Genomic DNA, 9829 nt, shown 5'->3' with positions numbered 1-9829 from the left:
CGTTAAAAACACGCGGAGCAAGGTTCAAAACATGGGTCAATTCTCGATGACAATATCCGGCAATGCCGGGTCACTTCTCAGTGCAAATCAACAGCTGCGAACACACAGCGCCAGCAGGCCTTAAATGAGCGATATGAAGAGCGCTCAGCTCCGATCAATGAAATCTCGGCACTGATGAGCGGCGGGCAGGTGAGCAAGCCGCAGTTCGGCGGTTCACAAATTCAGGGAATTCCAACCGTCGATTACGCCGGATTGGTACAGCAGAAGTATGCGAATGATGTTGGCGCTTACAATACCGCCTTGCAGCAATCCAATGGGTTCCTTGGCGGTCTGGCAAGCCTGATCACAGCGCCGTTCAAACTCTCTGATGAGCGCGCCAAGAAAGATATCGAAAAGGTGGGACGCGCAAACGGCCTGAACCTTTACGAATATCGATACAAGGGCGAGCCTGAAACCGCTCCTAAGCGTCTCGGCCTGCTGGCTCAGGATGTCAAAAAGAAGAAGCCGGAAGCTGTTGCGAAGACGCCAAGCGGTTTGCTGGCTGTCAATTATAAAAAGGCGCTTGGAGGCAAATAATGGCTATTCCGTCTTTCATTTTCGGGCAGGGCACGCCCTATAAGACGCCTGAGCAGTTGCAGGAGGCGCGCCGCCGCGTTCGTGACTTGATGGGTGCGGGCCCAGAACAGTATTCGCGCCCGGGCGGCTGGCTCTATGCGTTGAGTGATGGCCTGACCGGCGCAGTCGAGCAGAACCGTATCAATCAGGGTGAAAAGTACGCCGATGAGCAACGTCAGAAGGGCAGCACGCTTTTCAGCCAGCTCATGAATGGCTTTGGCGGGGCGGGCGGCGCTTATCCTTCAACGGTTGCCGCTGGTGGCTCTCCGACAAGTGGCGCGGCGACCGGTACGACACCGAGCAACTTCAAATTTGGCGAGAACGCTGACGCGCTCCGTTCTGGCATCGTTGAAACCGCACAGGCAATCGGCGCTGATCCAGTGGATCTTGCCACGGCTATTTCCTACGAGACTGCCGGCACATTTGACCCGTCGAAGGCTGGGCCGCGCACTCAGCACGGCCAACATCGCGGACTGATCCAGTTTGGCGAGCCGCAGGCACAGCAGTATGGCGTGGATTGGAGCAATCCCCTCGGCTCACAGCTTGGTGCGAATGGAGCCGTCGCCAGCTATTTCCGCGACCGTGGTTTCAAGCCCGGCATGAGCGGCCTCGACCTCTATTCAACCATCAATGCCGGTTCTCCGGGGCGCTATGCGGCTTCCGACGCCAACAATGGCGGCGCACCCGGCAGCGTTGCAGACAAGTGGAACAACCAAATGAGCGGCCATCGTCAGAAGGCGCTTGCTCTTCTGGGCGGCGGTGGTTCGCAGGGGCCGGGTACTCCACAGGCCGCTATTCAGGCGATTTCACCTGTTGCCGATCCTGACGGATTGTTTGCGCCCGGTGCAGATGTATCTCAGGCCGATTTGGATTTTGCGCGACAGGCGTCAGGTCCAGAAGACTACACGCCACCTGCCGTCAGCGCACCACAACAGCGGCAGGCAGTGGCCCCGTATGATTTCACGGGCAACGATCAGCTATCGTCGGCTCCTGCAATGGCGTTTGCGGGGCCCGGAAGCAATTTCAATGAGCGCTGGAATGCTGGTGCGGTTTGGCAACCGGTTATGCCAGAACAGGCTTATGCACCGGGGCAGGTGATTACAGGCCCGGATGGGAAGACGTATCAGAACGTTGAACAGGTCGGCGGTGGCTATGGTCTGTCGCCGGTAAACCTTAACAATGGCCCGTCTGAAAGTCTGTTGCGCCAGAATGATATGGCTTTTGGCAGCGCGCTGGCTCCGCAAGGGCAGGCACCACAGCAGGCCGCAGCCCCCATGGGATATTTCCCGGAGGCTCCGTCTGCATCCCGTGCGCCTATTCAGCCGCAGCAGGCCCCATCCCAGCCGCAGAATAGCGGGCGGTATCAGGCGCTTGCCGAGCTTTTAAGCAATCCATTCGTTCCGGAAGATCAAAAGCGCATTGCTCAGATGATGCTCCAGCAGGAAATGGAGCAGCAGCAGCAGGCTCGACAACAGCAATCTGCTCGCGACAACTGGCTGTTCCAACAGCAATATCAGGAGACGGCACAAGCGCGTGATCCGCTGCGACAGGCGCAGATTGCGGAAGCGCAGGCGCGAGCAAATGCCGCAAAGGCCGGAGATATCAAGATTGCAGGCAATCGCGCTTTCAGGATCATTGATGGGGCGGTGACAGACGTTACCCCGGCTGCAACCGCTGAAGTGGGCGGGAAGTCCATTAATCTCGACGGATTGCCGCCAGTTTCCATGTCTGAAATGGGCGTACCTGACGCGGGATCTCAAAACCAGTTCTTGCAGCAGTTGCCGCCAGCTCTGGCCTCGCAGGTCAAAGGGATTTCTGACGGCCGCATCGATATCAGCCGCGTTACCTCTCTTCGTGGTGGCGAGCGTCAAGATCTGGCAAAGTTGGTTTCTCTGTATGACCCGACTTGGGATATGTCACAGACCGGTGCGCGTGTGGCGACACGTAAGGACTATGCGACCGGAGAAATGGCAAAAATGGCCTCTTCCACGAACCTCGCCATTCAGCATATGGCGGGTATGGTCGAAGAGCATGGCAAGCTGAATAATTCCTCGTATCCGGCTTGGAATTGGGCGGCAAACAAGTTCAACACCCAAACCGGTGACGCGGCACAGCGTAGCTTTGAAACGTACCGTCTTGGCGTTGCTGACGAATTGGCTAAGGCATTCAAGGGCGTAGGAGCGCTTAATCAGCAAGAGGTTGAAGAGTGGAAACATGCCATCAGCACGAGCAGTTCTCCCGAACAGCTTCGTGGTGCGGTTGTCTCAGCGCTGCACATGCTCGCCGCTCGTACAGACACGTATGAGCAGCGGTATCGCAATGTGATGGGGCAGGATGCACCACTGTTTCTGACCCAAAATTCACTCTCTGCGCTGAAGAAAATGGGCATCGATCCTTCGGAAGTTGATCCCCGTTATACCGCTGAGCAAACCGCAACCGACAGCAGCACTCAAAACCAGCAGTCAGGACAATCGGGAAAATCTGGCCGCACCAGTTCGGGCCTTCCTTGGAGCATTGAACCATAATGGCTACACTCAACATTGCGGGCCGTCGCGTGACGGTCGATGACAGCTTTCTCCAGATGTCGCCACAGGAACAGCAATCGACCGTGGATGAAATCGCGGCTACATTGCAACCGGCGCAAGCACCGATAACCCCGGAAGTCCGTCAAGGGCTTGATGAAATGTCGGATATGACCCGCAATCCGACGGTACGGAACCCTGACGACAGTGCTCGAAACTCTATGCTCGGCAAAGTTGATACCGCCATGCGTGGAGCAGCCGATATGCTTTCGCTTGGTTTTGCTGACGAGATAGCAGCGGGCCTTGGAACGGGCTTCGGCTATTTGGGCGACTACGATCAGGAATTGGCACGCCAGCGCGGTATTGACCAGTCTGACAATGAAAACCGGTTCGGTTATCGGCTTGGCGGTCAGCTGGCTGGAGGTATCGCTGGCGGCGCGGGGCTGGCTCGAAATGGCTTGTCTGTCGCCACGAACGCGGCCAACGCCGGTAAAGGCCTTGGAAAAGTCGCCTTTGGTTCCGCCATTGATGGCGCGTTGCTGGGTCTCGGGCAAGGTTTTGGCAGTGGCGAAGGCGGCTTTGATGAACGTGCCAAAAGCGCGGTGAAGAGTGGGGCCGTAGGCTTCGGTCTGGGTGGAGCCACCCCTCTCGCAGTGGCGGGGGCGTCCGCTGTGGCTAAGCCGTTGCTTGCTCCGCTCACAGCTCGGCTCAACCCTCAAAAATATGCCGATCAGGCATTGGAGACCGCGCTTACCCGCTCCGGAAGCTCCAAGGAAAAGGTTGCACAAGCGCTTCGAAACGCTATTGCCGATGGTCAGGACCAGTTCACGGTTGCTGATGCCCTCGGGCATTCGGGACGAAGAATGCTTTCCACCGCCGTGAGAAATCCGAACGATGCGCGGCAGGAGGTTTTCGAGCAACTGGTGAAACGGCAATCTGGGCAAGGCGACCGCTTGGCAAACACCCTTGCAGAAGGCTTTGGGGCGACCGACACGGCAGCACAGCGGGGAGCATTCCTTACGGAGGCCCGGGACACTCTCGCCAATCAGAATTATCGCGCAGCACGTCAGGATGCTGGTGCGGTCGATCTGTCGCCGGTCATTCAGCATATCGATGACGTTATTCGCCCTGGTGTTCAAAAGATCGTCTCTCCGGCTGATGAAATCGCGGGCGACAGCATTGAAAAGGCGCTCACCGGTTATAAAAACCGTATGACCGATGGGAAATCTGTTCTCTCGGACTTCACCCGTGCTCTGAACCTGAAGACCGACGTAAGCGATGCGGTGCAGCGGGCACAAAGAGCAGGAGAAGGCAATCGCGCTCGGGTTCTTGGTATGCTCAATGCCCAGCTTGATCAGGCGTTGGAGAACGCTTCACCTGCTTATCGGGCGGCGAATGACACATTCAAGAGCCAAAGCAAGGTGATTGACGCCCTTGAGACAGGGAAAAACGCTGCGTCGAGCCGCATGCGGGCTGCTGACAACATCGGCACATTTGACGCCATGAACACGGCGGAGCAAAACGCATTTCGCCCCGGATATGCTGATCCTTGGATTGCGCGGGTAGAGGCCGCTTCGTCTGCCCCAACCACAAACAAGGCGCGAATGCTGATCACTGAAAAGACCGCGCAGGAATTCCCAGCTTTCGCGGTCCCTGATCGTGCCGCGCAAATGGGACGCCGCATTGCTCGCGAACAGAAGATGTTCGAAACCGCGAATGAAGCCATGGGCGGTTCGAAGACCGCTGATAATTTGGCCGATGCGGCTGAAATGGCTCAGTTTGATCCTGCTGTCTTCAACAGCCTTCTGCGCGGGGATTGGAAAGGGGCGGCAATCAGCACCGCTATGCGCGGTATAAACGAATCAAAAGGCCTTCCGCCATCAGTGCTTGGCCGGGTAGGCCGCGCTTTGACGGAAACTGACCCGGAGAAGGCTTTCAGTATCCTTGATCGAGCAGTAACGAAAAAGCAGATATCTGTTCAGCAACGCGACATGTTGCGGTCAATGATATTGGGATCAAGCTCGGGTGTTCAGCCGCGCATCCTTGGCCAAGAGCGACGGGCCCCGTTGGAAATTACTGTGAGGCCGAACCGTTAACGCTTGGTTCGCCAGCTATCGGGAGTGCGGTTGCCCGTTTTCTCGATAGCCCAGATTGCCAGAATGCAGCCGGTGCCAATTCCTAAAAGGGCCGAATACCACTCGATCAGGCCGTAATAGATAAAACCAAGCCAGAGTACAGCCGCAACAATGCCGCCGAGCCACCAAGGAAAAGGGTCTCGGTCAATCTTCGGTTCGTTCTGATCGTGATCGATTTGCATAGATGCCCTTAACTATCGCCAATCCCAATATAGGAGATAACAGCATGAACGAGCAAGGTTTGCGCATTCTCATTATTCACTGGATCGCAAAGATTTTGGGCATCCTCATTCATATCAACGGGATGCCCTTTGGAAGCAACCGAAACCTTAACCGTCAATCCACCTTTTCAACGTTGGACCACTCTGCCCGATAAGATTATTCCAAGCTGCTCCCTGAGTTATCGCGACAAGAATACCATCATTCGCATCCATCCTGCTGAGAAGATCATTTCTCAAGTCAGTTGCGTTCGTATTGGCGTTCACTGCCCAAACTGACTCCAGAAGGCGAATAGCGCCCCATCCTGATAGCCTATCATATAATGGTTGATAGTTGCGTCCCGGCTGTCTCAAGTCATAACTTACAATAAAAACAGACATCCAAAGCCTCCCGTTGTTAACCACCTCAGATTGAAGTGAGTCGCATAGTACTCGCAAGTCCCCACCGCAAGCCGCCTTCGGGCGGCTTTTTTAATGGAGAATGCCATGCCTAGAACTGATGGCGTCTATACCCCTCCGGCTGGAACGAAGGGTGTTCCTGACACAACCATACGAAGCGCGCCCTATAATGCACTTGTCGATGATCTGACGGCTGATGCGAATAATGCGCGTCCGATCACGGCAGGCGGTACAGGCGCGACCAATGCCACCGATGCGCGCCAGAACCTCGGCGCCCTAGCCAGTGAGGACCTGCTGGCCGCATTGCCGAAGGAAACGCCCGTTGATGCTGACAGCGCCGTAATCACCGACGGTGAAGATGACGGCAAGGTCAAGCGCGTCACGTGGGCCAATATCAAGGCAACGCTCAAGGCATATTTCGATCCGCTCTATGCCGCTGCTGGCGACTATTTGAAGCTGACTGGCGGTACGCTGACGGGCAGCGGGCTTACTGTTGATAGCTCAGCCGGGATTATCCTTAAGGCTCAAACGGGCATTCGGTCGCGATACGATGGCACTCAGCAAATCGCCTTTCAGACCGCAGACGGTTCCGCAAATCTGGGGTTCATTCAGAGCCTAGTAACGGGCGCAATGAACCTCGTCGCTACGGGGGGAGTCGGGGTTACTAGAACTTTCGGCTTCAAAACTGATGGTCAGCTTGCGCTACCCGTAACTAGTTCTTCGACAAATGCCGCCGTTCGGCGTGACGACATGCTTGCGCAAGTGGCAACCCTTAACAATTCGATTAACGGCAAGGTTTCCGCCGATCAAATAACGGTTGCAGGGTTCGTAGGGGGCATCAAAAGCAGACCGTATTTCCGCGCCGCTGCGGACAATTCCATTAACGAACTTCAACCCGTGCTTGGCTTCACCCCCACGCGTTCGTTAAGCCCTAACACCATTGGTTTCCAGTGGACCGGAAGCCTTAACATAAATATCGATAATGGCGGTTATTCCGCGCAGATCGTTGATAGCAACAATCTCCTTGCTTGGCTGAACAACCAAGCGGTAATGCGACAGAACAACTATAACTACACCCTCGGCGCGGGCTCGGGGGCGGGCGCAGGTCAGGTTTGCTTGATCGCGAACATGAACAGTTCTGGCGACGCTCTTTCGGTTCGGGATCGCGGTGGCGAAAAAGGCTCCGTGCGAATGACAACCACGGCCACGCAGTTCAACACGTCATCCGATTATCGTCTGAAGTCGGACGTTGCGCCGCTGGTGTCGTTCACCCTCACGTCAGAACAGTTCGACTTGCTCGACACGAACCTTCTGCGCATCATGCTCTTGCGACCAGTTAGCTACCGCTGGAACGTCGAGCCGGATCAAATCGCGCACGGGTTTATCGCTCACGAAATGCAAGAGGTCATGCCTCATGCAGTTTCCGGGCAAAAGGACGCTGTTAAACGCCTTGGCAGGGCGACCGTTCGCGGGCCGTTGATTATGCCGGAATACGTCACGGGCGACGTGGTGAAAGAGGTGCAATCCGCTGTCTACGGGCCGGACATTGTATATGAAGGCGTCAAAGAGGATGACTATCCGGGTGCTGATTGGGAATACACCCATACCGTTCCCGATTATCAGCAGATCGACAATTCCAAGGTGGTTGCTGACCTGACGGCATCGGTTCAATCGCTGACTTTGATGGTTTTGGAGCAGGATAGGCAGATCAAAGATCTGCAAACAAATCAGGCCGCATAAGGCCCACATCCCATCTGACCGACAACGCCGCCTTTGAGGCGGTTTTTTTATGCCTGAAAGGAAATCCAATGGATAAAACCGTGCCAGCCGGTGCGGCGCTTTTGCTCGATTTTATTTATCGAACCGATGCAGGTAAAGCGCCTCCTGATTGTTATCAGGTCATTTTCGGAAACCGGCAGAACCGGCTCGCAAAGCCGATCACTCAGATGACGCTTGGTGATCTGGTTGACGCGCAGAAAAACTGGTCGAGCAAGACTTGGGTGAAAGCGAACTGGGGTTACACCACCGCATCATCCGCGGCTGGCGCTGCTCAGTTTATGCGCGCCACGCTTCAGGATCTCGCCAAAGAGCTTGGCCTGAAGGGAACCCAGATATTCGACGCCAATTTTCAGGACCAGCTCGCTTTTCATCTGCTGAAGCGGCGCGGCTATGAAGATTTCATGGCCGGAAAGATCAACCGCACCGAATTCGGCAAGCGCCTCGCTCAGGAATGGGCGTCTTTCCCAGTTCTGGCCGCTGTGCAGGGTGCGCACCGAAAACTCAAGCGCGGTGAAACTTACTATGCGGGCGATGAACTGAATAAGGCGCTGGTCAAACCTGAAGCCGTTGAAGCGTTGCTGGACAAGGTGAAGGCGGCAGGAAATGCCGTCACGCCGTCGCCAATTGCTCCAAGTGATGAACAAGAAGCCCCAAGTTTGCCCGAGACCGCTGTTACCGCGCCGGTCTCTGCGAGCTTCTGGGCTGATTTCTTCAAAGCCATTCTCTCGTTTTTCGGAAAGGCCGCATGATGGATATCGCTTTGCTCATTCCGGTAATCCGACAGATTTTGCAGATTGCTGGCGGCTTTCTGATCGCTCGCGGTTGGCTGGACGATGGCGCAGCTGATGCACTGATCGGCATCGTCGTAAACGCAATTGTCTTTGGCTGGTGGCTGATCGACCGCCACCGGATCAACAAGAAGAACCGCGAACTGAAACAGGGGAAGGGGGAGACCGATCATGCTTGAAGCAATATTCGCCCTTGTCGCCGCTTCGAATGGGTGGGTGGCATATATCGCTCTGGCTATAGCCGGGGCATTCGGCCTTTACCTCAAAGGGCGATCAGACGGGAAGGGTGCCGAGCAGATCAGACAGAAGGATGAAAGCGCCCAGGCCCGCTCGGTTGCCGACGAGATTGACGCGGCCATATCCGGACGGGACGCCAAGACGAACCGGGAAAGGCTCTCCAAATGGTCAAGGTAATTGCACTGGCAGCATTCTGCGCGCTGGCAGCTTGCGGTAGCCCGCAAGGCTCATTCTGTATGGTCGCGAGTCCTTTGCGGCCGTCGCCTGCCGCTTTGGCGGCTATGACTGATCGGGAGGTTTCAGCTATGCTGGCTCATAATGAAAAAGGCGAGAAAATGTGCGGGTGGAAGGCATGAGCCCAATGGATAGCGAAGCACCTACAGTTAACCGCATGGTCGAGCTTCCGGACCACACGAAAGAGTTCCTTTCGAAGCTGGACGACAAGGATATATCGAACCTCGAAGGCGTAATGACCCTTTGGGAAACGCTTGAAACATTGGGCCGTGTCGGTAAATGGGTTGCAATTACCGTTCTCGCGATAATTGTTGGCGTCGCATCACTATATGAGAACACTCTCAAAATCTGGAGTTGGTTTCACAAGTAAACCCGTCAGAAATACGCTGTTACGCTGATATCGAACCGAAAAGCCAACGCGTGAATGCACTCACTTGATTTTTTGTGCTTTCTTTTTCGGTACAGGCGTTGCCGCGGTAAGCGTGCGCTCTAACCGCTGCTTTCGCAAGCGGAGTGTTTTTGCGACCCTCTCGTCTACTTCTGCGTCTAGAATGGAACGCACGGCTTTATTAGTGCGTGAAGCGACAGACTCCCGAGAGGAAGGAATTGGCTTAAATAATGTATCCTTTGTGAAAGGACCGCGTGGACTTTGGGGCAATTTTTTTTGTTCCTTATTAAAGGTAAATAAAAAGGCCAAGCGATGCTTGGCCTCAAAGCTAACTTCTTTCGACAGTGCCAGTACATCCGTGGTCAAAGGAAAGAAAATCAGCTGTTTAAGCGGCTTGCAGGTTGCAGGCCGACATTTTGCCTGATTTACGATCCTGTTCCAGATCATAAGTGAGCTTCTGGCCTTCGGTCAGCGAGTACATACCTGCGCGTTCAACCGCAGAGATATGAACAAA

At 55.3% G+C, this 9829-nt stretch carries 11 protein-coding genes; 8 read left to right on the top strand and 3 right to left on the bottom strand.

Annotated features, from left to right (window positions below):
* The first annotated feature begins 189 nt into the window (after positions 1-189).
* From FHW00_RS24150 to FHW00_RS24140, 3 genes are read left to right on the top strand one after another with little or no spacing between them, the layout of a single operon-like run.
* Positions 190-576 carry a tail fiber domain-containing protein gene (locus FHW00_RS24150; protein ID WP_445558037.1) on the top strand — a complete coding sequence of 129 codons (387 nt, stop codon included), beginning with the start codon at positions 190-192 and terminating at the stop codon, positions 574-576.
* Positions 576-3140 (top strand): hypothetical protein, encoded by a 2565-nt coding sequence (locus tag FHW00_RS24145; protein WP_078341316.1) that lies wholly within the window; start codon positions 576-578, stop codon positions 3138-3140. The genes FHW00_RS24150 and FHW00_RS24145 overlap by 1 nt, the downstream gene beginning before the upstream one ends.
* A complete protein-coding gene (locus tag FHW00_RS24140) occupies positions 3140-5233 on the top strand; it encodes a hypothetical protein (RefSeq protein ID WP_176168395.1) in 2094 nt (697 codons plus the stop codon). Before FHW00_RS24145 ends, FHW00_RS24140 begins: the two co-directional genes overlap by 1 nt.
* Here FHW00_RS24140 and FHW00_RS24135 read toward each other — a convergent pair.
* Positions 5230-5454, bottom strand: coding sequence for a hypothetical protein (locus tag FHW00_RS24135; protein WP_078341315.1), 225 nt, complete (start codon positions 5452-5454; stop codon positions 5230-5232). The genes FHW00_RS24140 and FHW00_RS24135 overlap by 4 nt on opposite strands.
* Positions 5455-5976: 522 nt before the next feature.
* Here FHW00_RS24135 and FHW00_RS24130 point away from each other — a divergent pair.
* The 5 genes from FHW00_RS24130 (at position 5977) to FHW00_RS24110 (ending at position 9297) form a co-directional block, all read left to right on the top strand.
* On the top strand, positions 5977-7629 hold the full coding sequence (locus tag FHW00_RS24130; RefSeq protein ID WP_445558036.1) for a tail fiber domain-containing protein: 1653 nt from the start codon (positions 5977-5979) through the stop codon (positions 7627-7629).
* Positions 7630-7697: 68 nt separating this feature from the next.
* Positions 7698-8417 (top strand): hypothetical protein, encoded by a 720-nt coding sequence (locus FHW00_RS24125; protein ID WP_078341313.1) that lies wholly within the window; start codon positions 7698-7700, stop codon positions 8415-8417.
* Positions 8414-8635, top strand: a complete 222-nt coding sequence (locus FHW00_RS24120) for a Pam3-gp28 family putative phage holin (RefSeq protein ID WP_445558035.1) — start codon at positions 8414-8416, stop codon at positions 8633-8635. Before FHW00_RS24125 ends, FHW00_RS24120 begins: the two co-directional genes overlap by 4 nt.
* Positions 8628-8870 (top strand): hypothetical protein, encoded by a 243-nt coding sequence (locus tag FHW00_RS24115; protein ID WP_078341312.1) that lies wholly within the window; start codon positions 8628-8630, stop codon positions 8868-8870. Before FHW00_RS24120 ends, FHW00_RS24115 begins: the two co-directional genes overlap by 8 nt.
* A 184-nt stretch (positions 8871-9054) precedes the next feature.
* Positions 9055-9297: a hypothetical protein gene (locus tag FHW00_RS24110; RefSeq protein WP_078341318.1), complete on the top strand. Its 243-nt coding sequence runs from the start codon at positions 9055-9057 to the stop codon at positions 9295-9297.
* Positions 9298-9357: 60 nt separating this feature from the next.
* Here FHW00_RS24110 and FHW00_RS24105 read toward each other — a convergent pair whose 3' ends face one another.
* The gene (locus FHW00_RS24105) at positions 9358-9681 is read right to left on the bottom strand and encodes a hypothetical protein (protein WP_139364468.1); all 324 of its coding nucleotides are present in this window, start codon (positions 9679-9681) and stop codon (positions 9358-9360) included.
* A 19-nt stretch (positions 9682-9700) separates the two neighbouring features.
* Positions 9701-9829: cold shock domain-containing protein (locus FHW00_RS24100; RefSeq protein WP_182514680.1), on the bottom strand; the 129-nt coding region annotated here is incomplete at its 5' end.

The organism is Ochrobactrum sp. P6BSIII (genome assembly GCF_014138065.1).
Taxonomy (GTDB): domain Bacteria; phylum Pseudomonadota; class Alphaproteobacteria; order Rhizobiales; family Rhizobiaceae; genus Brucella.
This window is presented reverse-complemented; position numbering and strand designations above follow the sequence as displayed.

Bases quoted from the DNA above. Each gene is read 5' to 3' on its own strand.
- FHW00_RS24145 (WP_078341316.1), top strand. From the start codon at position 576: ATGGCTATTCCGTCTTTCATTTTCGGGCAGGGCACGCCCTATAAGACG.
- FHW00_RS24140 (WP_176168395.1), top strand. From the start codon at position 3,140: ATGGCTACACTCAACATTGCGGGCCGTCGCGTGACGGTCGATGACAGC.
- FHW00_RS24135 (WP_078341315.1), bottom strand. From the start codon at position 5,454: ATGCAAATCGATCACGATCAGAACGAACCGAAGATTGACCGAGACCCT.
- FHW00_RS24130 (WP_445558036.1), top strand. From the start codon at position 5,977: ATGCCTAGAACTGATGGCGTCTATACCCCTCCGGCTGGAACGAAGGGT.
- FHW00_RS24125 (WP_078341313.1), top strand. From the start codon at position 7,698: ATGGATAAAACCGTGCCAGCCGGTGCGGCGCTTTTGCTCGATTTTATT.
- FHW00_RS24120 (WP_445558035.1), top strand. From the start codon at position 8,414: ATGATGGATATCGCTTTGCTCATTCCGGTAATCCGACAGATTTTGCAG.
- FHW00_RS24115 (WP_078341312.1), top strand. From the start codon at position 8,628: ATGCTTGAAGCAATATTCGCCCTTGTCGCCGCTTCGAATGGGTGGGTG.
- FHW00_RS24110 (WP_078341318.1), top strand. From the start codon at position 9,055: ATGGATAGCGAAGCACCTACAGTTAACCGCATGGTCGAGCTTCCGGAC.